At 55.6% G+C, this 24675-nt stretch carries 24 protein-coding genes and 1 pseudogene; 23 read left to right on the forward strand and 2 right to left on the reverse strand.

From position 1 onward, the window contains the following. Nucleotides 1–52: 52 nt before the first annotated feature. The 21 genes from def to F6A13_RS00195 all read left to right on the forward strand — a co-directional run bounded on the left by def (nt 53) and on the right by F6A13_RS00195 (nt 21320). On the forward strand, nt 53–553 hold the full coding sequence (def, locus tag F6A13_RS00095; protein WP_151527937.1) for a peptide deformylase: 501 nt from the start codon (nt 53–55) through the stop codon (nt 551–553). Continuing rightward, complete coding sequence (gene fmt / locus F6A13_RS00100; protein ID WP_151527938.1) at nt 550–1491, forward strand: methionyl-tRNA formyltransferase; 942 nt, start codon at nt 550–552, stop codon at nt 1489–1491. Before def ends, fmt begins: the two co-directional genes overlap by 4 nt. After that, a complete protein-coding gene (gene rsmB, locus F6A13_RS00105; protein WP_151527939.1) occupies nt 1488–2792 on the forward strand; it encodes a 16S rRNA (cytosine(967)-C(5))-methyltransferase RsmB in 1305 nt (434 codons plus the stop codon). The genes fmt and rsmB overlap by 4 nt, the downstream gene beginning before the upstream one ends. Further along, nucleotides 2783–3382, forward strand: a complete 600-nt coding sequence (locus tag F6A13_RS00110; RefSeq protein WP_151527940.1) for a DUF4390 domain-containing protein — start codon at nt 2783–2785, stop codon at nt 3380–3382. Before rsmB ends, F6A13_RS00110 begins: the two co-directional genes overlap by 10 nt. Beyond that, nucleotides 3355–5565, forward strand: coding sequence for a sensor histidine kinase (locus tag F6A13_RS00115; protein WP_151527941.1), 2211 nt, complete (start codon nt 3355–3357; stop codon nt 5563–5565). The genes F6A13_RS00110 and F6A13_RS00115 overlap by 28 nt, the downstream gene beginning before the upstream one ends. A gap of 21 nt (nt 5566–5586) precedes the next feature. Continuing rightward, nucleotides 5587–6993 carry a sigma-54-dependent transcriptional regulator gene (locus F6A13_RS00120; RefSeq protein ID WP_151527942.1) on the forward strand — a complete coding sequence of 469 codons (1407 nt, stop codon included), beginning with the start codon at nt 5587–5589 and terminating at the stop codon, nt 6991–6993. Between the two features lie 267 nt (nt 6994–7260). Then, the gene (locus F6A13_RS00125; protein WP_126604700.1) at nt 7261–7689 is read left to right on the forward strand and encodes a hypothetical protein; all 429 of its coding nucleotides are present in this window, start codon (nt 7261–7263) and stop codon (nt 7687–7689) included. A gap of 963 nt (nt 7690–8652) precedes the next feature. Then, nucleotides 8653–10119, forward strand: coding sequence for a cytochrome C (locus tag F6A13_RS00130; RefSeq protein WP_113526413.1), 1467 nt, complete (start codon nt 8653–8655; stop codon nt 10117–10119). A gap of 11 nt (nt 10120–10130) precedes the next feature. After that, nucleotides 10131–10823: a c-type cytochrome gene (locus F6A13_RS00135; protein WP_151527943.1), complete on the forward strand. Its 693-nt coding sequence runs from the start codon at nt 10131–10133 to the stop codon at nt 10821–10823. Between the two features lie 110 nt (nt 10824–10933). Beyond that, the gene (locus tag F6A13_RS00140) at nt 10934–11485 is read left to right on the forward strand and encodes a hypothetical protein (protein ID WP_113526415.1); all 552 of its coding nucleotides are present in this window, start codon (nt 10934–10936) and stop codon (nt 11483–11485) included. A 14-nt stretch (nt 11486–11499) separates the two neighbouring features. Further along, entirely contained in the window at nt 11500–12264 is a 765-nt protein-coding gene (locus F6A13_RS00145; RefSeq protein ID WP_113526416.1) for a cytochrome c oxidase subunit II, read from the forward strand. 56 nt (nt 12265–12320) lie between these two features. Further along, entirely contained in the window at nt 12321–14204 is a 1884-nt protein-coding gene (locus tag F6A13_RS00150) for a cbb3-type cytochrome c oxidase subunit I (protein ID WP_113526417.1), read from the forward strand. 18 nt (nt 14205–14222) lie between these two features. Then, nucleotides 14223–14777 carry a cytochrome C oxidase subunit III gene (locus tag F6A13_RS00155; protein ID WP_113526418.1) on the forward strand — a complete coding sequence of 185 codons (555 nt, stop codon included), beginning with the start codon at nt 14223–14225 and terminating at the stop codon, nt 14775–14777. A gap of 334 nt (nt 14778–15111) precedes the next feature. Then, nucleotides 15112–15252 carry a hypothetical protein gene (locus tag F6A13_RS15285; RefSeq protein WP_172959349.1) on the forward strand — a complete coding sequence of 47 codons (141 nt, stop codon included), beginning with the start codon at nt 15112–15114 and terminating at the stop codon, nt 15250–15252. A gap of 129 nt (nt 15253–15381) precedes the next feature. Then, nucleotides 15382–15945 (forward strand): rusticyanin, encoded by a 564-nt coding sequence (locus F6A13_RS00165; protein WP_113526420.1) that lies wholly within the window; start codon nt 15382–15384, stop codon nt 15943–15945. Between the two features lie 293 nt (nt 15946–16238). Then, nucleotides 16239–17192, forward strand: coding sequence for a cytochrome C oxidase assembly protein (locus tag F6A13_RS00170; RefSeq protein ID WP_192796474.1), 954 nt, complete (start codon nt 16239–16241; stop codon nt 17190–17192). A 14-nt stretch (nt 17193–17206) separates the two neighbouring features. Next, nucleotides 17207–18151, forward strand: coding sequence for a heme o synthase (locus F6A13_RS00175; protein WP_113526421.1), 945 nt, complete (start codon nt 17207–17209; stop codon nt 18149–18151). Nucleotides 18152–18170: 19 nt separating this feature from the next. Then, on the forward strand, nt 18171–19364 hold the full coding sequence (locus F6A13_RS00180) for an MFS transporter (protein ID WP_126605688.1): 1194 nt from the start codon (nt 18171–18173) through the stop codon (nt 19362–19364). Between the two features lie 17 nt (nt 19365–19381). Then, a complete protein-coding gene (locus F6A13_RS00185; protein WP_225982031.1) occupies nt 19382–19876 on the forward strand; it encodes an RrF2 family transcriptional regulator in 495 nt (164 codons plus the stop codon). A gap of 59 nt (nt 19877–19935) precedes the next feature. Then, nucleotides 19936–20463, forward strand: a complete 528-nt coding sequence (locus F6A13_RS00190) for a hypothetical protein (RefSeq protein ID WP_126604697.1) — start codon at nt 19936–19938, stop codon at nt 20461–20463. 215 nt (nt 20464–20678) lie between these two features. After that, nucleotides 20679–21320, forward strand: coding sequence for a prolyl hydroxylase family protein (locus tag F6A13_RS00195; protein ID WP_126604696.1), 642 nt, complete (start codon nt 20679–20681; stop codon nt 21318–21320). A gap of 58 nt (nt 21321–21378) precedes the next feature. Here the strand turns inward: F6A13_RS00195 and F6A13_RS00200 are convergent, their stop codons facing one another. Next, nucleotides 21379–21939 (reverse strand): response regulator transcription factor, encoded by a 561-nt coding sequence (locus F6A13_RS00200; protein WP_225981878.1) that lies wholly within the window; start codon nt 21937–21939, stop codon nt 21379–21381. A gap of 14 nt (nt 21940–21953) precedes the next feature. Continuing rightward, complete coding sequence (locus tag F6A13_RS00205; RefSeq protein ID WP_225981879.1) at nt 21954–23228, reverse strand: ATP-binding protein; 1275 nt, start codon at nt 23226–23228, stop codon at nt 21954–21956. 594 nt (nt 23229–23822) lie between these two features. Here F6A13_RS00205 and traD point away from each other — a divergent pair. Then, nucleotides 23823–24155 carry a conjugal transfer protein TraD gene (gene traD, locus F6A13_RS00210; RefSeq protein ID WP_113526425.1) on the forward strand — a complete coding sequence of 111 codons (333 nt, stop codon included), beginning with the start codon at nt 23823–23825 and terminating at the stop codon, nt 24153–24155. Between the two features lie 114 nt (nt 24156–24269). Next, nucleotides 24270–24394, forward strand: a pseudogene (locus F6A13_RS15925) (transposase); the annotation flags it as partial. Between the last annotated feature and the right edge of the window lie 281 nt (nt 24395–24675).

A 24675-nucleotide genomic window follows, 5' to 3' on the forward strand; every position in this document is an offset into this window, starting at 1 on the left:
TAGTATTAGTTCAAGATACGATTTTTGCCGGATTGCAATAATTGGTGACGAAATGCCCCTTTTGAAGATACTGGAGTTTCCTGACGCCCGCCTCAAGGACGTGGCTCTGCCCATAGCCAGGGTGGACAAACAGATTCAGCAGCTTGCCGACGATATGGCGGAGACCATGTATGATGCCCCGGGCATCGGTCTGGCCGCGCCACAGGTGGCCGCTGGCCACCGGATGATTGTCGTGGATGTTTCGGAAAATCGCAACGATCTGTTGACGTTGCTGAATCCGGAAATCATTGCGCGCACGGGCGAGGAAGAGATGAAGGAAGGATGTCTGTCGGTGCCGGGGGTGCTGGAAACGGTGCGCCGCGCCGAAAAGGTGACGGTACGCGCCACCACGGTACAGGGCAAAACCGTTGAATTGGAGGCTGACGGACTGCTGGCGGTTTGCCTGCAGCATGAGATCGACCATCTCGATGGCACCCTGTTCGTTGATCATCTGTCCCGCCTCAAGCAACATCTGATTCGCCGTAAGGCGGAAAAAAAGGGTGCGGCTCGGTGACAGAAAAACATCGCATTGTTTTTGCCGGGACACCGGAGTTCGCACGCATCACCCTCGCCGGACTGCGGCAAGGACCGGAAGCCATCGTCGGGGTGTTTACACAGCCGGATCGCCCGGCGGGTCGAGGGCGGGCGTTGCAAGCCAGCCCGGTCAAGCAGGAGGCTCTGGCTGCGGGCATTCCTGTTTTTCAGCCGGAATCCTGTAAAACCGGTGAGGCCCTGGAATTGCTCAGGAGCCTGACGCCGGATCTGCTGATTGTCGTGGCCTACGGTCAGATTCTTCCCCAAGCGATACTGGCCCTGCCGGCGCGCGGTGCCATCAACGTGCATGCCAGCCTTCTGCCGGCCTGGCGCGGCGCGGCGCCTATCGCCCGGGCGATCGCGGCGGGCGACAAAGAAAGCGGTGTCGCCATCATGCAGATGGAGGCCGGGCTCGACTCCGGCCCGGTGCTATGGGAGGAGCGCGTGCCCATCGCAGCTGACGATACGGCCGCCAGCCTGCATGACCGTTTGGCACGGTTGGGTGGTAAGGCTTTGCGTCACGTCCTGGACGATCTCTGGGCGGAACGGCTCAAACCCGTACCTCAGGACCCCGCGCTGGTGACCTATGCCCGCAAGCTGAAGAAGGAGGAGGCGCTGCTCGACTGGCGGCTTCCCGCAACGACGCTGGAGCGTCTGGTGCGGGCGTTCAATCCCAGTCCGGTCGCCCACACGCTTTTTCGCGACAAGGGCCTGCGGGTCTGGCAGACGCGGGTGCTGGGCGCGGGAGGTGATCAGCCGCCCGGCAGCATCAGCGCCGTGGAAAAGGACGGGGTGGTGGTGACCTGTGGTGAGGATCGATTGCAGTTGCTGGCGGTTCAGCCTGCAGGCAAGGGAGTGCTCAGTGGCAGTGATTTCGCCCGCGGTTATCGCCCGCAGGTCGGTGAAGTCCTGGGATGAAGGAAGTGCGAGCAGGGATTGAAAGGACAAAAAGTACATCGGGTGGGGCCGTGCGCAAGGCCGCCATTGCCGTATTGCGCGGCGTGGACAGCGGGCAGACGGTGGATGCCGCGCTGCTGCCGGTTTCGTTGACTGGTGCGGATCGGGCGACCTTGCAATGGTTGGTGCTGGGCACGCTGCGCGAATATCTGCCCTTGCAGGCCCTGGCCGCTCAATTGCTGCGCAAGGCGTGGCGCGAGGAGGATGCCGATCTGGGCTTTCTGCTCAGTCTGGCCCTTTTTGAGTTGCGCCACGGTCAACGACCCGCCTTTGCGGTGGTCAATGACTGGGTGGAGATGACAGAGACCGTCAAAAAACCGTGGGCGCGCGGCCTGATGAATGCCGTTCTGCGCCGTTATCTGCGAGAGCGTGAGGTTTTGGATACAGCGCTGGTCGATCGCGATCTCGGGCATCCGGCCTGGTTGGCGGCGCGCTTGCGCGCGGCCTATCCGCAGGACTGGCCGGCCATTGCCGCAGCCAATAACAGCGTGCCGCCCCTCTGGCTGCGGGTGAATACGCAGCGGGTGGACCCCGGTGCCTATCGGCGGTTGCTGGCAGAACAGGGCCGTGAGGCCGAGGGCGTGACGTGGAGTACGGCGGCCTTGTGCCTGCCCGCCAGTGTGCCGGTAGCGACCCTGCCGGGCTGGGATGACGGCTGGGTGGCGGTACAGGACGGCGCGGCACAACTGGCGGCCCACATTCTTGCGCCCCGAGAGGGGGAGCGAATTCTGGATGCCTGTGCGGCGCCCGGCGGCAAGACGGCTCACCTGTGGGCATTGGGGGCAACGCGCCTGGATGCCCTGGACCGCTCCGCGGAACGCCTGAACCGGGTGCGTGAAACGCTGAAAAGACAAGGCGGCGAGGTGCATTTGCAGGCGGCCGATGCGGCGGAAACCGCCACCTGGTGGAATGGTGAGACCTATGACGCCATTCTCCTGGATGCACCCTGTACCGGCACCGGGGTCATTCGCCGCCATCCCGATATTCGCCTGCGTCGCCAACCGGAAGATGTGGCCGAAGCCGTGGCGCAACAGGCGCGTCTGCTGGAAGGGTTGTGGCCTTGTCTGCGCCCCGGTGGTCGGTTGCTCTATGCCACCTGCTCGGTATTGCCAGAGGAGAACGAAGAACAGATCGTCGCCTTTGTTCAGCGGCATTCCGATGCGCGCCGCTCGGCGCATCCGCTGACCGGACAACGCCTGCCCGGCCAGGGAGATATGGATGGTTTTTACTATGCCTTGCTGGAGAAGGACGCGTGCGCCTGAGCAGCACGTTGCGCTTACCGACCGGCAGAATCGGGCAGCGGCTGTTGGTCGTCATACTGCTCGGGCTAGGCGGTATTTTTTGCGCAACCGGGCTGGCAGTGGCTGGTCCGGCGTTTCACGTGGAACGTATGCAGGTAATCCCCCATGCGAATGCTGTCGAAATCGACGCCAGCGTGCAGTTGGGCAAGGAAGCACTCCTGCAGCAGGTGCTCGACCAGGGGCAGACGCTGACTTGGGTTGTGGAGGCGGAGTGGCGGGAGCCCGAGCCCTTCTCCTTCATTCCCGGTATCGGCGTACATGCACGCCGGGAACAGCGCTGGCACATCCGTTATTATCCCCTGACAAACCAATATGCCATCGAGGATCAGCAGGGCGTGCTTACCTTGTACGCGCACTGGAGTGAGGTCGTCACAGCGCTGACTCGGGTGCGGAACTTCGTGCTCCCGCTGGCTCACGGTGCGGCGCGGGGTCAGGTGGCGTTGCGGGTGTATGTCGATAGTCAGGCCTTACCGCTGCCGTTGCGTTTGCGATCTTTGCTGGACCACTGGAAACTGGAGTCCCCATGGACCGTCGTACCCCTTCCCCGTTGAAAAACTGGTTGCGTGCCCTGAGCACCGGAACCGCAGGGGAGCAACTGCGGGTGGGACCGCGCTGGGACGCCGTTCTACTCCTGCTCGCCATTGTGGCCTTTTTGGGGATCAACTTTTTCACCAGCGCCGGGGGGCCGCTGAGCCATTATTTTGTGCCCATGCTGGTGATTTCGGCGGGGATCGTCCTCTTTCTGCTCTCCCTGGTACTGATCTCGGTGGTGGCGCTGCTGTTGCGACTGCGGCGCGGAGAGGTGGGCAGTCAACTGGCTACCCGTCTGGTGGTCATCATTACTCTGCTCAGTTTTTTGCCGGCAGCCGTCGTTTTCGGTTTTTCCTGGCAGTATCTGAATCGGGGCGTGGACTCGTGGTTCAGCAGCGCTGTGCAGAGTGCGCTGGATCAGGCCCTGAATGTGGCCAAGGCGGGGGTTGATCGCTACCGCAATTCCACGTTGCTGGCGGCGGAAAACATTGCCCAGGCGCTGGTGGGGGAGTCGGACAGCAGCGCCGTAATCACCGTGATCGCCCTGCGCGATCAGTATCGCCTGAGCAGCGTAACCCTCTTCTCCAGCGACAACCGGATCATCGCCACCAGCAGTGATAACCTCAGTCTGGCCCCACGCTTGCCACGCCGGGAAATTCTCGCCATGGAAGAGGGCCATCCGACCGCCACCATCGAGCCGGAACCCAAGGGCGGCCTGCTGGTAAAGGTGCTGATCCCGGTGCTGAGCCCACACTTGGGGGAAAGCAACCGCATGCTTTACGTGGAACAACCCATCCCCGAGCAACTGACCCGGGCCGCAGAGGCGGTGCAGGTGGCGTATACCCGGTATCACCAGTTGATGCTGATGCGCGAACCGATGAAAACGGCCTTCCAGCTCAGCCTGGCGGTGGCCTTGCTGCTGGCTGTGCTGTCGGCGGTGTGGATGGGGCTGCTGCTGGCGCGACGACTGACCGCGCCCATTGCGCGCCTGGCGGCGGGAACCCAGGCGGTGGCACGTGGCGAGTTTATTCCCTTGCAGACCGTGGCAAGTCACGACGAGCTGGGTGTCCTGATACATTCGTTCAACAATATGACCCGACAACTGGCGCGGGCCAAGCAGCAGGCGGCGGCGGCGCAGGAGCAGGCGGAGCAGCGGCGGTTGTATCTGGAGACCGTGCTCGGACAGATTTCCAGCGGCATCCTGACCTTTGACGGCGAAAATCATTTGGCCGAAGTCAACGCGGCGGCGACCCATATCCTTCAGGCGGATCTGTTCAGAGGCAGTGCTCTGGATGACTTGCATGACGGTACCGCGCTGGAGCCCCTATGGAAGCTGGTGGCGGATTGGGTGGAACACCCCCGTAACGGGATGCAGAAAGAGTTGCAGATTGAGCGCTCCGACGGGCCACAGACCATTATCGTGCATGGCGCGCATTTTGCGGATGACGCTGGTAGTCGGGGTTTCGTCCTGGTTTTTGACGACATCAGTACGCTGGTCGCCGCCCAGCGCAGCGCCGCCTGGAGTGAAGTGGCGCGGCGTCTGGCCCACGAGATCAAGAACCCGCTCACCCCCATTCAGCTCTCCGCCGAGCGGCTGCGGCGCAAATATCTGGAACGCCTTGGCGATGAGGGGGAGACCATGGATCGTGCCACCCGTACCATCATCCACCAGGTGGATGCCCTCAAGGTGATGGTGGATGCCTTCTCGGAGTATGCCCGGCAGCCGCAACTGGAGTTGCGCCCGCTCGATCTCAACACGCTGGTTCAGGACGTGCTCGACCTGTATCGTGGGCAAGAGAGCGGGGTGGAGATTCGGGCGGAGCTGGGTGCGGGCCTGCCCCCCCTGCGGGCCGATGTGCATCGCCTGCGCCAAATCCTCAATAATCTTCTGCGCAATGCCCTTGACGCCTTACAGGGTGGCGTAGAATCTTCTGATGGTAAGCATATCCTGATTCGCACCCGTTTGGCGGACGCCAGCCCCACAAAGATGCTAGAGTTGAGTGTGTCAGATGATGGGCCCGGCTTCCCGGCCGAGTTGCTGGCGCGGGTTTTCGAGCCCTATGTTACCAGCAAGGTGAAGGGTTCGGGGCTGGGTCTCGCTATCGTCCGGCGTATCGTTGAGGAGCACGGCGGGCAGATTATTGCCGATAATCAGGGTTTGCGGGGCGGTGCGCGCATCGTTATGGATTTTCCGTTAGGTTGAGACAGGTGTTCAGGAGGCGGCATGGAAGATGCACGATTGAATATTCTGGTGGTGGATGACGAACCCGATATCTGCGCGACCCTGGCAGAAATTCTGGAGGACGAAGGCTACAGCGTGCATACCGCCGGTAGTGCGGAAGCCGCCGAAGTGCTGCTGCGTGATCAGATGGCGGACCTCGTCCTCCTCGATATCTGGATGCCGGGTGAGGACGGCGTCAGCCTCTTGCGGCGTTGGGCCGAAGCGGGTCTGGAGCAGCCGGTGGTGATGATGTCCGGGCACGCCACCATTGAAACGGCGGTGCAGGCGACCAAGCTCGGCGCCTATGACTTCATTGAAAAGCCGCTATCGCTGGACAAGACCCTGCTTACCGTCAGTCATGCCCTGGAATCCAGTCGCTTGCAGCGCGAGAACCGGGATCTGCGTGTGCAGGCGGGTTGGGTGGAGCGACCGAGCGGCGACAGTCCGGTCATCCGCCAGTTCCGCGAGCAGTTGCAGCGGGTGGCGGCAGTGGATTCCTGGGCGTTGCTGCTGGGCGAGCCGGGCAGCGGCAAGGAAGTGGCCGCGCGTTATCTGCACCGGCAAAGCCGGCGGGCGCAGGGGCCTTTCGTGGATCTGCGTGCCGCCGCCATCGCCCGCCCCAACGTTGCGGTCGAACTGTTCGGCAGCGAGGAGCATGGCAAGCTGACCCGCGGGCGTCTGGAAGTCGCCCATGGCGGTACACTCTTCATCGACGAAATTGCCGATATGGATCTGGAAACCCAGGCGCGCCTGTTCTCGGCCCTGCAGGAGCGGCGCACCATCCGGGTGGGCGGGACGACGCCCGTGCCCGTGGATGTGCGCGTTATCGCCGGAAGCGCGCAGGATCTGGCGCACGCGGTGCAGAGCGGGCAATTTCGCAGCGATCTCTACTACCGTCTCAGCGCCCTGCCCTTGAAGGTGCCGCCGCTGTCGGCGCGGAGTGCGGATATTCCGACACTGATAGAAGAATTCGTACGGTTTTATGGCGCCCGCGATGGTCTGGCGGCGCGCCGTTTCGCCCCGGAAACCCTGGAGGTGCTGCGGCATTATCCGTGGCCGGGCAATATCCGGGAATTGCAGAACCTGGTGGAACGCCTGCTGATTCTGGCGGAAGGCCCGGAGATCAGCGCGGAAGAGGTGGAGGGTGCTCTGGGACTGGATAATCGACTCGTCCTCGCCAACAGCAATTTCGACGGAGAAGATTTCGGCGGTACGCTGAAGCGCGCGCGGGAGCGCTTCGAGCGCGCCTTCCTGGAGTACCATCTGGCGCGTAACGAGTGGAATATCGCGCGGACGGCGGAAGTGGTGGGGCTGGAGCGCACGCATCTCTATCGCAAGCTGAAGAACCTGAGTATCGCCCTGAAGGGCGAGCGGCGGGCGGGCGAGGATGGGGATGAGGGGGAGGAGTGATCAGTAAGCGCGGTACACGCCGCCCTTCGGTGGCGCCATATTGCCGGTCTCACGTCAACGACGAATGTTGTCTATACTCTCAAAAGTTGACGGCGCGCTTGTTCTCCGGATACCGAAGCATGGACTTTTACTGCTAAGAGCCTTCCACCCTGCTGGCGTCAGGCTTCGCGCCAATGTAGGTAATGAGCCCCCGTCAAATTATGGGGACGGTAACTATCTGACAAAAGCCAGACCGGTTGGTTGCCAATTGAAAAGGAGGTTTTACTCATGGGGTATAAAATACGTTTTATCGTAAGCCTGTTGTCGACATCCGCCTTGCTCTGGTGTGTAACCGCCTCGGCGGAAACATCGACAAGCGCAATGCAAAACGCTATCAAGTATGGCTCAACGCTTTTTGCCTCAACATCCCTGGGGAGTCGCGGTAATTCCTGTATGACCTGTCATCGTGGAGGTGGACGTAGCGAAGGAATGTTACCAAACGGTAAATCCATACCCAGCCTCATCGGCGCCGCGGCTACCTTTCCCCATTATAACAAGCGGGCTGGTCGGGTGATTACCCTTGACATGCAAGTTAACTCATGTATCAAAAACGCGCTTCTGGGTAAAGCGCTGCCTTATGACAGCAAGAAAATGGTAGCGCTCGTCAGCTATTTAACTTCTCTATCCCAAGGCAAGAAAATTGACGTAATTAAGTAATGACAAATAATAGGTTATATAACATCTGACTGCTGACCTCTACATGAAGCATAGAACGAAAGTTCCGCGACCGGATAAAGCGGGAGCGGCTTGACTTCAGTGGAAACTGAAGTATTTTTGGAGCATGCAGAAGGTTATAGCCCACTGGCGGGGTCCTTTCTTGGTTGGAAAGTGACACTCGCCCAACGGGTGCGTTTGTTCAAGCTCTGTGAGGGGGTTTACCCCTTGCCCCCCACGCTACGTGACCGTCAGCGCATCCAAAACCATCAATATCTTTGACTGTACTCAGCAAGTCAGATCCGATTCCACGAACTCAAACCACATGGGCATTCAAAGATACGCACCAAGGTTTGCAACCAACCGTATCTATCGGCGCAGTCAGTTTCAGACTACGGCCCTACGCTAGCATACCCCCTACTTCTTGATTGGGGCGCAGCACTTCAGAGTGGATGCCCCCGTCTTTAGATACCCCTTCCATCACCTTCGTGCTGAGGGTGCCTGGCTTGGTGAGATCTTGGCATGTCGATTTTTGGACCTCTAGTGATCACGGCCTATAATTAAACGGCATGGTTAACATGATAAAATAACGTTAGCACATAATTCTTTTCTTATGTTCGTTATTTACTTTATTGCATTTTACTGGATCGATATTCTGGCAACTATGCGCAAAATATTGATTATAAAAGCATTATAGTTATGACCATCGAGGCGATCGCGAGATGCATGGATGAGGTAGCCATGCATTTTAATGAGCGCATAAAAAGATGTTGCAAAGCATCGCGGTTTGTATTAAATAGAACGTGTGGGTATTGTTAACAACGCAACAACATTGGTTAAAGGTCGAGGCTAATTGGCATCGCGTTGTTGTGGTTTGGTGTTACCAGCCTGGCAGGAAGACCGGGCGCATGAGCGTATTTTGTTTATCTAATATGCCTGAAAGCGCATACCGCTATGGAGGGGGTTATGGTGTCATCGTCCGTTGGTTTTAAAAAGAAAAGGTTGATCGTAGCATTAGCAGCAGTTGGTGGAATGGCGTTATCTTCCAGTGCCTGGGCACTGCCATCCTTTGCGCGCCAGACCGGTTGGTCGTGCGCCGCCTGTCACACATCCTACCCGCAGTTGACGCCCATGGGCAGAATGTTCAAATTGCTCGGGTTCACGACCACAAACCTGCAACGGCAGCAGAAGCTCCAAGCCAAGTTCGGGAACAGCGTCGGTCTGCTCATATCCCGCGTGTCACAATTTTCTATCTTCCTGCAGGCCTCGGCGACCAATGTTGGTGGCGGGCAGGCGGTGTTTGGTTCTGGTAACTCTAATGCGAATGCTTCTCCCAACAATAATGTTCAGTTTCCACAACAGGTGAGCTTGTTCTATGCCGGTGAAATCACTCCGCATATCGGCTCGTTTCTGCATATCACCTACTCGGGCGGCGGCAGTGGTACCGGCGGCGGAGGATTTAGTTTTGACGACTCCAGCATTGTCTGGGCCCATCCATGGAAGTTGGGCACCAACAATCTTTTGGTTACGGGCGTAGACGTCAACAATACCCCGACTGCTATGGACTTGTGGAATACCACACCTGATTGGCAGGCACCATTTTTCTCCTCGGATTATTCGTCTTGGGGCCACGTACCTCAGCCATTCATTGAAAGTTCAGCGGGCGCGGGTTACCCATTAGCGGGTGTTGGTGTCTATGGGGCGGATATTTTTGGGCCAAACCGGGCAAACTGGCTGTACGCAGACGCCGATGTCTATACCAACGGTCAAGGAACCCAAGTCAACCCGGTTGGCGGTTTTACTGCAGCTGGCCCCCAGGGCAGGCTTTCAGGGGGCGCTCCTTATGTTCGTCTTGCCTATCAGCACGATTGGGGTGACTGGAACTGGGAGGTCGGCACCTTTGGCATGTGGTCCAGCGTGTACGATAACACCCTAAATAATCCTCTCAATAATATCAGCAAAGCAGGCGGCCCCATTGATACCTTCGATGATTATGATTTAGATACTCAGCTCCAATGGCTTGATACCAACGACAACAATAACGTGACGATCCGTGCCGCATGGGTAAACGAGCAGCAGCAATTTGGAGCGGGGAATATCATATCTTCGAACTCCTCCGGTAACTTAAATTTCTTCAATGTTAACGCCACCTACTGGTATCATGACCACTACGGCATTCAGGGCGGATACCGGAATGTGTGGGGGTCCGCTAACCCCGGTCTCTACACTACCACATACACTAATAGTGGTTCTCCAGATACCAGCAATGAATGGATAGAGGCTTCCTATCTGCCGTGGTGGAATACCCGCTTCTCCTTGCGATATGTCGTATACAACAAGTTCAATGGCGTTGGTTCGGCGTCGTCCAACAACCTTGGATATGGGGCGTCTGCGTATAACACCCTTGAACTGCTGGCCTGGATATCATACTAGGAGCCGATGCCATGACGACATACTTAAGCCAAGACCGGTTGCGCAATAAAGAGAACGACACGATGACCTATCAACATAGCAAGATGTATCAGTCGAGAACCTTCCTTCTGTTCAGCGCACTCTTGCTGGTGGCCGGGCAGGCGAGTGCTGCAGTCGGCAGCGCCGACGCGCCGGCACCATACCGCGTCTCCAGTGATTGCATGGTATGCCACGGGATGACGGGCCGTGACACGCTCTATCCGATCGTCCCCCGCCTGGCCGGACAGCATAAGAGTTATATGGAAGCGCAGTTGAAAGCGTATAAGGATCACTCGCGTGCGGATCAGAATGGCGAGATCTACATGTGGCCCGTGGCGCAAGCGCTGGACAGTGCGAAAATCACGGCGCTGGCAGATTACTTCAACGCCCAGAAGCCGCCGATGCAAAGCAGCGGCATCAAGCATGTCGGTGCGAAAGAAGGAAAGGCCATATTCAACCAAGGGGTTACCAACGAACAAATCCCTGCCTGTATGGAATGCCACGGATCGGATGGCCAAGGGGCGGGCCCGTTCCCCCGGCTGGCGGGCCAGCGTTACGGCTACATCATTCAGCAGTTGACCTACTTCCACAACGGCACACGGGTAAATACCCTGATGAACCAGATTGCGAAGAATATCACCGTGGCGCAGATGAAGGATGTGGCGGCTTATCTTTCATCGCTGTAAGCGTTGTAATTGGTCAATAGAAGTTTTCCTGGCAGGCTGAAGTTTATAAAAATGGGTCTGCCAGGCATTTGCACCGTCAGGTTTATGTGCTTCTCAAAGGAGGTAGAGGTATGGCAGCAAAAAAAGGTATGACTACGGTGCTTGTATCCGCCGTGATATGCGCGGGGGTAATTATAGGTGCCCTGGAGTGGGAAAAAGCGGTAGCCCTGCCCAATCCTTCCGGGCAGGTCATTAATGGGGTACATCATTATACGATCGATGAGTTCAACTATTATTATAAACCGGATCGCATGACCTGGCATGTCGGGGAAAAAGTGGAGTTGACGATTGATAACCGATCGCAATCAGCGCCCCCGATTGCGCATCAGTTCTCCATCGGCAGAACGCTGGTATCCCGGGACAATGGCTTTCCAAAATCACAGGCTATCGCCGTGGGATGGAAAGATAACTTCTTTGATGGTGTGCCGATTACCAGCGGGGGACAGACAGGGCCAGTACCGGCGTTTTCCGTCAGCCTCAACGGTGGACAAAAGTACACCTTCAGTTTTGTGGTGCCCAATAAGCCCGGAAAATGGGAATATGGGTGTTTTCTGCAGACGGGTCAACACTTCATGAATGGGATGCATGGTATTCTTGACATACTACCTGCTCAGGGAAGCTAATTTAGGGAGGGCATATGAACGCAGCAAAAGAAAACTTATGGAAAGCTTTCCGCGGCTTGGTGGTGGTCTGGATTATTGGCCTGGCGATTTTCGAAACGCTGATGGCCTGGGGTATCGGTAACTGGCCAATTTTGGGGAGTATTCAGGCGCATATTACCGCAGATGCCACCACATACCTGTTGTGGCAGGCCGTAGTCATCTATGTGCTGGTCGGCGGTGCGATTGTATATAGCGCATTTCGTTTCCGCGCATCGTCCATGTCAGACACCGCGGCGCCGGCTTATCAAAAACGGACCTGGGCGCCTTTCGTGGTGACCTGGCTGGTTTTGGCCATAGGCATCAACCTGGCAAATACCATTTATCCGGGTATGGTGGGTCTGGAACAACTTTGGGGTATCCAGTTAGATACGAAGAACCCATTGGTGATCGATGTTACCGCGCAACAGTGGAAGTGGACGTTCTCTTATCCTAAGCAGGGCGTAACGGATGTGTCACAACTGGTGGTTCCCGAGGGCCGCACCATAGACTTCGTTCTGCGGACAAAGGATGTCATGCACGATTTTTGGGTGCCTGCCTGGGGTGAGAAAAAAGATGTGATCCCCAATGAAGTGCGGCACTTGTTTATTACACCCACCATGTTGGGGACAACCGCTACAAACCCCATGCTGCGTGTACAGTGTTCCTTGATTTGTGGCAACGGACATCCGTTGATGCGCGCTCCGGTGAAAGTGGTAACGCCAGCGGACTTCAAGGCTTGGGTGGCAAACAATAGCTTCTAGTAAAGCCAACGGAAGGCTTGCCAGCACCCAACGTTAAATGTACTAAGGAGTAAGTAATGGCAACTAACGAAATTCAGGAAAATGCGTTGAACAATACGGGAGTGGACAAGACCCCATTTGCGGCCAGCATGCTGTTTCCGCTGTTCCGTGCGACGCTTTGGGGACTAACCGGCTATTTTGCTGCGGCATGGATCACTGCTTTATTGCTCCACACGGTAATCGTAAACCCTTTACCCGCGACAGTGGGTTATGTGGCCGGCTTGGTCTGCTGGCTGATGGGCAGCGGTGTATGGGAGGGATGGATACGACGCGCATTTGGAGGAAAAGAAGCTCCAACTTACACGGGTATCGAACGTTATTTTCGCTTTGGTCCCGATTCAAAATCCACAGCCGTACGCTACGTAATCTTAAATATACTAACGTTCTTCTTTGCCGGCATGGCCGCCATGGCGATCCGCATTGAACTGTTGACGCCAGACTCCACCAGTTGGTGGCTGTCAGAAATCCAGTACAACCAAACGTTCGGTATTCATGGATTGATGATGTTGTTGGGTGTGGTGGCCTCTGCCATCGTCGGCGGTGTTGGCTACTATCTTATCCCGTTGATGCTTGGCACGAGAAATGTAGTATTCCCAAAACTTCTTGGCCTGAGTTGGTGGCTTTTGCCACCGGCGACCTTCGCTGTTTTTATGAGTCCTACGATTGGTGGGTTTCAGACGGGATGGTGGGGATATCCGCCGTTGGCGCAAAACAGTGGTAGCGGTATTGTGTGGTATGTCCTCGGTGCCGCCACCATTCTTGTTGCGTCGCTACTTGGAGCCATCAATATCGCCGGAACCATGGTGTACATGCGCGCCAAGGGCATGAGCTTGGGTCGCGTTCCGATTTTTGTGTGGGGTTTATTTGCGGCAGCCACCATTCTCGTCGTAGAGTCGCCAGCAACCTATACCGGCGCGCTCATGGACTTATCCGACATGATCGCCGGATCGCATTTTTATACCGGTCCCACCGGCCACCCGTTAGCGTATCTCGATCAGTTCTGGTTTTTGTTCCATCCAGAGGTCTACGTTTTCATTCTGCCCGCTTTTGCCATATGGCTGGAGATTCTTCCTGCCGCGGCCAAGCGGCCGTTGTTTGCTAGGGGTTGGGCCATCGCCGGACTGGTTGGCGTTTCCATGTTGGGTGCAATGTTGGGTGTCCATCACTACTTCACTGCGGTGAGTGACGCGCGTATGCCCATATTCATGACCATAACGGAAACTGTATCCATTCCGACAGGGTTCATTTATTTGTCCGCCATCGGAACGATATGGGGTGGTCGTTTAAGAATTAATGCTGCGGTATTGCTCGTATTGATGGCGATGATGAACTTCCTGATCGGTGGGCTGACGGGCATATTCAATGCCGACGTTCCCGCCGACCTTCAGCTGCACAACACCTACTGGGTTATTGCGCATTTCCATTATACGATGCTTGGTGGAGTGATCTTTACCTGGATTGCCGCGCTATACTGGTGGTTTCCCAAGGTTACTGGACGGAAGATCAATGAATTTTGGGGAAAGTTTCACGCATGGTGGTTTTTCGTATTCTTCAATTGTACGTTCTTTCCCATGTTTATAGCTGGACTCGATGGAATGAACAGGAGAATTGCGATATATCTTCCTTACCTGCATGACATCAACCTGTTTATGTCTATTTCATCCTTTTTCTTGGGCGCAGGGTTTCTCATTCCGCTGGCCAATCTTTTATACAGTTGGCGCTATGGGCCAAAGGCCGAAGCTAACCCTTGGGGCAGCAACGGCCTGGAATGGCAAATAAAATCGCCAACACCGTATGTGCCATATCCAGCAGGAACGGAGCCAGAGGTTGTGGGCCCGAACGATAACTACGCGGCGGAAGCAAAAGACCCCTTTATTTGGGTGTCTACGCCCAGCAAGTAAATTAGAAGGAGTTGAACCATGACAGACAACAGTTATGCCAAGCTAATGGATCCGGCCTCGGAGCGTGCAAAAAGGGGTGCGTTCTTTTTCCTGATGCTTTTTGCAGCCATCATTTTTGCGATGTGGGACCTCGCGCGTTTTCTGTGGGGGGGCACTGCGGTGCCCGCTACATTGAGCATGGGCGTGGGTGTTGCGCTGACTGTTCTGATGCTCGTCAGCCTGGTGCCGGTGATGACGGCCCGCAAAAAACTGGATCAGGGCGATGATGCCGGTATCGTGAGCAGTCTGGCAACCCTGATGGTGGTCTCGTTGGTGATGGCGGGTGGAATCGTCTACAACTGGACTACCTTAACCATCGGTAGTGGTTATGGCGGGATTTATGACATCACCAGCTTGTGGTTTCTGGTACATTTCGTGGCGGCCATCCTGGCGCTGCTGGCGAGTATCATGAAAATCACTCGCACTCCAGAGCGCGCGAAACGCGAGCGATGGGTGTCGTATAACGTGTTAACCTTCTGGGGCGGTGTGATTGTTCTATGGGTTGCATTTTTTATTGTTTTCTATATTGCGTAATGCAGTTTAGAAGATTCTCTAATGGAGTGAGGGTTAGATAATGGATATGTCACATTTATCGTTCGTTATCCCGTCTGGAGCTGATGATCCGACGTTTTTCTGGCTGACGGGGTACATTGGGTTTCCTGTGGTGTTTCTGAGTGCATACTTTTGGTGGGTATTAAAGGAGGCAAGCAAGGAAGATCGGCTGCGTATTCTAAAAAAGGGAGAAGACGGCGCATCTGGAAACGCATGATGTTCCACGGATGGTCGTGCGAGTACCGGGCGGCCATCCGGAGTTGTTTTGCGTTTTACTGTTGCGACGTCGTTATCCATGCTTCAAAGGAGGTAAATCATGAACAAGGAAGGCTGTTTAATTTCTCACGATGATCGCGATGATGGCGCATGGGATGGAAACATCGTGTTGATCATAGGATTATTGTGGGCTATTATTGCTCTGGGTGGCTATTATGTTACCCTTAGAGTGCTGTTTTGAGACAATTCCCCGGCTGGATAGGGCGATGAATACCATGTAGTAGCATATTAAAATGCCAGAGGGCCCGGTGATGGTTTTGTAGGGCGGCTGGTTCTACTCAGGTTAAACGTTAAGGAGAAGGGATAACTTATGTATACACAGAACACGATGAAAAAGAACTGGTATGTGACTGTTGGTGCGGCTGCGGCTCTGGCGGCAACGGTCGGCATGGGTACCGCGATGGCCGGCACGCTGGATACCACATGGAAAGAGGCGACGCTTCCCCAAGTTAAGGCCATGCTGGAGAAAGATACCGGAAAAGTCAGTGGCGATACAGTTACCTACAGCGGCAAGACTGTACATGTGGTCGCGGCGGCCGTGCTCCCGGGATTTCCGTTCCCGAGCTTTGAAGTTCATGACAAAAAGAACCCGACCTTGGAGATTCCCGCAGGGGCAACCGTAGACGTGACCTTCATTAACACCAACAAGGGATTTGGTCATAGTTTTGACATCACTAAAAAAGGACCGCCTTATGCGGTTATGCCGGTGATTGACCCCATTGTCGCAGGAACTGGATTTAGCCCGGTCCCAAAAGATGGCAAGTTCGGATATACGGATTTCACCTGGCATCCGACGGCGGGTACTTACTACTACGTATGTCAGATACCGGGGCATGCCGCCACCGGTATGTTTGGTAAAATCATTGTCAAGTAAGTCCTGGATGGTTGTTGTCTGGGCAGCTGTGCTTTGCTAGTGTAGGTCCTGGTGGCCAGGGCAAATGGTTATCTTGCCCTGGCCATTGGTATTTATTATAAAATACGAATTTCATGTATTGCGTTATGCTTTGTATGATGTTATGAGTATGTTTGCATGCAACATATGATGATTGATCTAGTTTATTAATCTATGGACCACGAAAACACGCGTGCCTCGGTACATATATTAATTCATTCAGATAAAGTCCCAAACTCAGATATCCTGACGTTTCTTCATTTAAGGTGGTAAATATGCAGCACAATATTCATCAGGAGGTATCGGACGGGGTTACATACCAGGGTACGAACGGCATTCCCCACGCCGTGGAAGGGGAGATGACGCCGGTAGTGCGGGTGATTGGCAGGCTGATTACCGGGATGCTGCTGGCGGCGGTGCTGGCCGGGTTGTGGCGCGGCATGAACAGCCACCAGGGTTTTATAGCGGATGTCGTCAACGGCCTCAAAGCCAGCGAGGTGGGTTTTGCCATCGCCCTGATCTTGCTCGGCAGTATCGTCGAGGGTTTCGGCTACGGTCTGTCCTTGGGGACCCGCTGGCCTTACACGCGCAACATCGCGGTACTGATGGTGCGCGGTGATCCTGAGGCGGCACATCGCCTGGTAGCGACCCTGGTCGGCCTGGTGGCCCTTGCGCTGGTGATACTGTCGCCAAGTATCACTACGATCAGCGGGTTGTCCCTGATCATAGTTACCGCCCTGTTCGGTATGGGCACTCTGTATGTCCTCGCCGGCAGGGCCCCGGCGTTCGTTCACGGCACTCACGGCCTGCTCGCCTATGGGGTCTTCCTCGTTTACCTGACCGGTCTGGTCTATCCGGGGCTCGACTTCTGGAGCTACCTCCGTGCCGTAGGCGCTCTGCATGCCCTGCTCCTCGCCGTATTTCTCGGGGGTATGACCACCGGTCAGCGCGGCTTCGGCACTCCCATCGACCCCTTCGTCAAACCTCAGAAGGCCTCACAGTGGACCATCGCTGCCCATGTCAGTGCGGCCTTGCTGCTGGTCGCCACGCTTGGCTGGATGATGCCTGCCTATCCTGTCGCTTTTTATCTGGCGGTAACCCAGGTTGCGGTTGGGTTTTTATTGTTTCATGCGGTGAATCTCAAACCCCGGGATCCTGGCGTCATGGTGGTCTTTCACCAGTCCATGGTCCTGCTCATGTCTCTCGCCATTGTTCTGCAGTGGCGTTAACGAGGTCCTACGTCATGTTAAAAGAAGGAGTACATAGCGGCGGCATTGGCGGTCTTTCTGGTCCCCGGGTTCGGCCGTCTTTTGTTCGCGATCTCTGGGTGTTGGCCAAGGCGCGGGTGGTATCGCTGCTGGTATTTACCGCCGCAGTGGGCGAGATCCTCGCCCCCGACGCCGGGTTGCACTGGGAGTCGGGGCTGGCGGGTTTGGCGGGTATTGCGCTGGCCGGAGGGGCAGGAGGGGTACTCAACCAGATTGTCGAGCCCGGCCTTGACCAGCACATGCGACGCACCCTCCACCGGCCGCTGGCCGAAGGACGCATCAGCCGTGGTGGTGCCATTGCCTATGCCATGACACTGATGTGCGCCGCCATTGCCGTACTGGCCTGGGGCACCAACCCGCTGACCCTGGTACTGACCCTGGTAGGCACCGTCGGCTACGGTGTCGTCTACACCCTCTACCTCAAACCCAGCACGCCCTGGAACATCGTCTGGGGCGGTCTTGCCGGAGCCCTGCCGCCACTGATCGGCTGGACCGCCATCACCGGCAGTCTCGCCGCGCTGCCGCTGGTGCTGGTCCTGCTGGTATTCGTCTGGACCCCGGCGCACTTCTGGCCGCTGGCCATCTGTTGTCGGGAAGACTACGCCAAGGCCTGCATTCCCATGCTGCCGGTGACCCATGGCGTCGATCGCACGCGCCGGGAAGTGCGGAACTACGCCCTGCTCACCTGGATCGTCAGCATGGTGCCAGCGCTACTCACCGGCGACTGGTTATATGGTGCCATCGCCGGGCTCTCCGGCGCATGGTTCGTGGGCATGGCCCTGCGTCTCAAAGGCCTGCCCGAAGGCCCGGAGATGAACCGCTACGCGCGGCGGATGTTCGCCTACTCCATCTCCTACCTGTTTTTACTCTTTACCGCCCTGATCCTGGGCAAACTGGTGATGGGCTATGGCTTCTTCTGAGGCCGCCAAAGGCCCGCCCATGAGCCCGTTTGAAAAGCGGGCGGTAGCGGGACTGAGCTTCATCTATGTCGCGCGCATGCTCGGTCTGTTCATGCTCATGCCGGTACTGGCCCTGGACAACGACCAGCTTCGTGGCAGCACCCCGGTGCTATTGGGCCTGGCCATTGGTATTTACGGACTGGCCCAGGCCGCCCTGCAGTTTCCCTTCGGGGTGGCCTCCGACCGTTTCGGGCGCAAGCGGGTACTGGTCTTTGGTCTGCTGATCTTCGTCCTGGGCTCCCTGCTAGGGGCGGTCAGCCATAACATCTGGGGCATCATTCTCGCCCGTCTGCTGCAGGGTGCGGGCGCCGTCTCCTCGGTGCTGCTGGCCACCGCCGGGGATCTCACCGGGGAACAGCACCGCACCAAGGCCATGGCCGCCATCGGCGGCAGCATCGCCATCGCCTATGTGCTGGGGATGGCGCTGGGACCCGTTTTTTACGGTCTCTCCGGGCTGACCGGGGTATTTCTGGTGGCCGCCGCACTCGGTGTCCTCGCGCTGTTACCGCTGTGGAAAGGGATTCCCCCCATCCCCCACAATCTACAGCAACGCATGGGGACCTGGCGTGACGCCCTGAGGATATTCCGATACCCCCCGGTTCTGACCGCCAGTGTCGGCATCTTCATCCTGCAGATGGTGCTGGGGGCCAGTTTCGTGGTGCTCTCCCCGGAACTGGTCAAGGCCATGCACATTCCGGGCAGTGCCGTCTGGGAAGTGTATCTGCCGGTGATGCTGCTCTCGGTGGCGGGCATGCTCTACCCGGTGATCCACGCCGAAAGGCACAAACAGCACGGACAGATGCTGGTCTTCAGTGGTCTTGCCATCGCTGCGGGGGCGCTGTGCATGGGTTTGCTCGCGGGTCACTTCTGGCCGGTGGCGGTGGGAGCGGTGATTTTCTTCACGGGTTACAACGTGGCCTCGGCGATTCTGCCCTCGATGATGAGCCGCAGCACTACCCAGGCACAGCGGGGGGCGGCCAGTGGTGTGTACTCGCTGATGCAGTTTCTGGGGATATTCGCAGGCGGTGTGGTTGGTGGCTGGGGGCTGGGCATGGCCGGCGAGCAGGGTGTTTTTTATCTCCTTGCCGCCGTCGGATTGCTCCTCGCCTTGCAAAGCTGGAACGGAAAACGCGTGGCACTATTGCTGGAACCGGATTATTCGCAAAAATTATAAAATGAGTGCGCCAGATGATGTTGAGCAAGACTAGCGAATATGCCCTGCGGAGTCTGATTTATCTGGCCGCCCAGCCATCGGGAAGGCCGGTGCTGAGCCGGGATATTTCTGACTATATAGGAGGCTCCGCGCCATGCGTTACCAAAGTACTGCGCTGGTTGGCCAAGCGCGGAATCCTGTACTCCGTAAAAGGAAAGGGCGGTGGCTATATGTTGCGCCCTGGTGCCGAGTCCTTAAATATTATTGACGTTATTGAGATTACCGAAGGGCGCCCGCTGGAGATACGTTGCATACTAGGCCATGACTGCGATACGAATACTACGCCTTGTCCTCTGCATCCACAATGGGAGGCTATCAAAAACCGTGAAATAGGCTTTCTCAGGGGGCAAACTGTTGGCGCGATATCACGGGCAATGTTTTGGGTTGATGGCGGTGACAGCTGCCGTGCAGTGCTAGGTCCAGATGGGTGCGCCGGATTCCGTTCTTTGGCGGCCCGCTTTTCTGTTACCTAGAGCAACGCAGGTACCCATGAAATCATGGTGGAGAAAGCATCCACTGATAGGAGTTCATTATGACAAAGATTTTACGATTGATAACGATAGGACTAGCACTGGCCGCACCGGTGGCGGCACGGGGTGCACCGGCAACCCCGATGGAAGCATTTTATGATTGTGTATTGCCCCCGACCCTGGCAGTTTATCACGATGCAGTGTTTGCATCTGGACATATGGCCACGGATGTAAGTTTTTTTAAAAATAAAAATCCGGGGGCATCTTTTGATGAGACCAGTTGGCTGTATGCACTTTACGCAAAAAAGAATCTGTCGCAATGCAAAAGGCCGACCGATTCCACGGACGCCAAAAAGTCGCAATCCATCATGAACGCGGCAAGAGATATAATAGATGGGTACATCGCATTTACATGGTCACCAACACCTATGAACCTAGCCAAGGAGTGGCCGCAAATAAGATCAGGATACGATAGCATTCGCGCCTCTATAGGTAACGAATACTATAGAGTCAGTGTTCCCAAGGGAGTGATAAAAACAGATGGCAAGTATGAGGCGATGATCCACATGCAGATGGGTCCCATGCACTGAAAATACGATGCCTTATCTCGGTTGCCGGAGGATATCGCTGGTCCGTGGGCATGACGTGTAGGCACGGGGTATGCGTTAGTTCTGGTTTACATTCGTCTTGACGCCCGCCGTCCTGGCGACACCGGGATGCGTGGAAATGGGCGTCACTGTTATGGAAATAATCCAAACTATGGCTGCTGCTGCCAATGTTGCCCCGCATCTGTTGGAGATATGGCATGGAAGTAAAAATACTTTCTGTGAACGACACCATAGGACTGGTGCACTTCAAGGGGCTTTTGAGCCTTGACGAATGTGCCGAATTGATAGCGATTGGCAGCATGTCTGACGCGAAACCTTCGATGGTGGTGAATGGTGCTTCCGAGGCTGCATATGAGACCTCTGGGCGCTGCAGTACGGTAGTGGCGCCATCGGCTGATGCGCATCCAATCATTCCGGAGATACGGCGGCGTATCGAACTGTTTTCCGGGGTCGCGCAGGAACATCAGGAACCGCTGCAGATTCTGCATTATACCCGTGGCGGAAAGTATGACATACACTACGATGCCTTTTCGGACGGATCTCCCCAATTGAAGAATGGTGGCAACAGGGTGTTAACGGTACTGCTGTACCTGAATGATGTGGAATATGGTGGCTGGACACAATTCCCGCACCTCATGGCGAATATCGTGCCCAACGCGGGGTTCGGTATCCTATTCAGGAATACAGACGCGCAGAACCGACAGTTGCGGGAGTCCCTACATGCAGGTTTGCCGGTTACCGATGGAGAAAAATGGATAGCGAGCATCTGGATACGAGAGAACCCATATATAATGCCGTCTGCCGATCGGGCGGATCAGGTCGTCCGTAGAAAACTGTGACATCCGGCGGTGAACCGTCCTCACTGACGTGCCCAATAATTATAGGCACATTCAATAGTCAGTGGCGTACGGGGTGCTTGTTCATCTTGCGTTGTAAAGATCTTCGGTGCATTCCCAGGCGGCGAGCGGCAGCCGATATGTTGCCATTACACTCCATCAGTACCTTGCTGATATGCTCCCATTCAACTCTGCGCGCTGATAATAACTCGTTTTTGACCGGAGCCGCAGGGTTGCCATCCTTCTCATATAGCCTGGCGATAATCTCATCTGCATCTGCTGGTTTTGTCAGATAATAGACCGCCCCGAGCTTTATGGCCTCGATCGCCGTTGCTATGCTGGCGTAACCGGTGAGCACGAGGATTCTGATGTCCGGGTTGATGTTCCGTAGGGGACTTATCATTTCCAAACCGGAAACCCCCGGCATTCGCAGATCCAGAACTACGGCGTCCGGCATGTAAAGTTCCGCGACCGCGATTATATCGGCGCTATCATGCACAGTGCATACTTCAAAACCACGCCTGGAAAACGCATTTGACAGTACCCGGCAAAACGTTACGTCATCATCCACAACCATAATGTTAGAAACCGGTGTGGCGGTGATATCCGCACTATTGTCCATAGTTCTTATGGTCATTAGTTATTGGTACTTATGAGCAATGAGGTCAGAGGAAATACCACACGGGTACAGGATCCTCCCTCTCTCCGACTGAACAAGGAGACGCTCCCACCCAGACGGTTTATGATGGTAGTCGCTAAAAAAAACCCAAGACCAAGCCCATCTTCTTTTTTCGAGAAAAAAGGTTGCCCAGCATCCCTGGCTATCTCCGGGGTGACTCCGCGACCAAGATCACAGACATCGATGACGACATCGTGATCGCTACAGTGTACATCTATTTCTACATAATCAGGCGATTCGTCGGCGGCGTTATTGAAAATGTTGGTCAGCGCCTGAGTCAAGGTATGCTCCGCAACAATTTTTGCAGTCGATCCGGCGCCATCTGAACGAAACTCGACATGAATACCAGGACGAGCATCGCCCCATTCAGTAATGATATTATGGAGGTATTCTTCGATGCGTAGCTGACACCCGCTCGATGCCTGCAACTGGCCGGCGGAAGCGGACATTGTGCTGAGGATGCGTTTACATCGTTGCAACTGTTCATACAAAATACCCAGACTTTCCGAAAGATTTTGGGTTTCTTTATAGTCCTGCTGCAGGTCCTTGGCTATAATCGTCATCGTCGCAAGAGGTGTTCCCAGTTCATGGGCAACACCGGCTGCCAAAGCGCCTAGGTCAACAACGCGATCCATCATCAATTTTTCTTCGCGCGCATGGGCGATAGCCTGATCCCGTTCCTGCAGGCTGTCGCTCATGCGCTTGACGAAATAGCTGATAGCTCCGGCGATTATAATAAATTCAAACCACATTCCCCATATGTGCAATTTCATTTCGTAAGTGGCAAGCGCATGTAGCGGTAGCGGTACGTAAAAAGCCATCAATCCTGAATAGCACATTACGGTTATCGCCGCCATTGACCACCCATATATTTTTGGAAGGGTGGCAACGGCGATAACTAATGGTAACAACAGTAAGGCAATAAATGGATTGGTAGGGCCCCCGGAAAAATATAGGAGGGCTACCAGAATGGCAACATCGGCCAGGAGTTGCGTAAAGAACTCATGATTGCTGATAGGCCTAGGGGAAGTAAGACGGACGGTGGTGGCGATTATTAGGAGTATTTCAACAGCGACTACTGCCGCCAAATGCCATATGGGTATGTGCCATCCGAGAATGATCGTAACCACGGCTATGGTCATGCCTTGGCCGATGACAGCTATCCCGCGCAGCAGCAAAACGCGTTGGAGGTTTAAGGCACCATGAGACATGGCGTGGTTAGTGGAATGCATATTAAAAATACACCATAAGTGACTGATTATGAATCGTTATAAAACATACCAAAAGTAGGTAAACAATGTCGCGAAATATCCCTGCCCACCAGGATATAAAAGACTTATAGCCCATTTGACGGCGCAATAACGCCTGACTCGTGCAGCATAGCGCGCTATCTCCAGCAAGGCCAGGGTGCTCCACAGGGGAACGAACTAACCCAGCTATACGAGGGATCATCATATCAGGTGTTATCACCCAGTTACAAATCTGTCCAGGTTACAGAGGCGCGCATTAAAGCCAGCGCCAGTTAAACATACGGAATAACAATACATGCGAATAATATAATATTCTCTGCCACAAACATTGCGATCAGCGAGCAAGCGTTGCGACGCGGTGTTGTTTTGCCAGTCTGTCGTGATTACCCCATCGGTTATCCGACATCCCTAATCAAATCCATGCATCGGATGGCCCTTGCCGTCCGGAGTGTGAACTTGGGGTTGCGTGACGGGATAAGACACCCAGGCTCCAAATGGAAGCTGTGGGCATTTAGGCAAGACTCCTGCTATCATGGTTAAGACAGCTGGCGTCTGGCAACTCACGGGGGAATTCATATGATATCCCAAGCTGAAAATGCGCAAATGCGACACATCGCGGCTCTTGAATCTGCGAAAAGGGCTAGAGAAACCCTCATCCGTATTCGCAGAGCACACGAACGGAAAATCAAAGTTATCAAGTGCAAGGGGCGCAATCACAAACGACTTATGGTTGGCGGTCTGGCGGATATAGCGGGGATCCTGGAAATGGATAAAGAAACACTCCTAGGCGCATTTATGGCGCTTGCCGGGATTTTTAATGACTCCGCCGAGAGCGCTACGACAGCGGGCTGGAAACTGACCGGCGCTAGTGAGTTGGCGCAACACGGGGCTACGCGACTAAAAAAATGAATAGTGGATGTCCTCCCAGCCCACCGCCTACGGCTGCCGCTCTCCAGAGCGGGAAGGGCGCGGGGTTCCCACACCGCAAGGCATGGGCTTTTTCGCCCATTGAGGGCGGCGCATGCCAAACTGTTTCGCAATGGCAGGGAAATGACGGCTTGGGTGGGAGTGGCGCCCGGCAGTCCAGTTCCGGGGGGAAACCTTCTCGGGCGTATCAGGGAGCTATGGTCCTGATCCGTCACTTGGGAGTAACCGTCTAATCAACCCACCTTCCCAAATTTTCTGACTTGGCCGACCCAGCTCTGCATTCAGCGAGGAGGGATATCGAAGCGCTGATTACCTAGGGCGACCAGTGGGCCGGCAAACTGGATGATCAGGATGACGGCAGGATGTCAAAGCGAGGTGCTGTATGCCCTCCGGGTAAAAAAACAGCCGCTTCTCAGCAACTGACGCTGTTGTAGTGGAGTGTTTTGCAATCGATGTTGGCAATATCAATGAGTTGCAAGATTAACTGTCGAACTCGGGGGCC

The organism is Acidithiobacillus sp. 'AMD consortium', assembly GCF_008926505.1.
In the GTDB taxonomy this organism is placed as follows: Bacteria; Pseudomonadota; Gammaproteobacteria; order Acidithiobacillales; family Acidithiobacillaceae; genus Acidithiobacillus; species Acidithiobacillus ferridurans.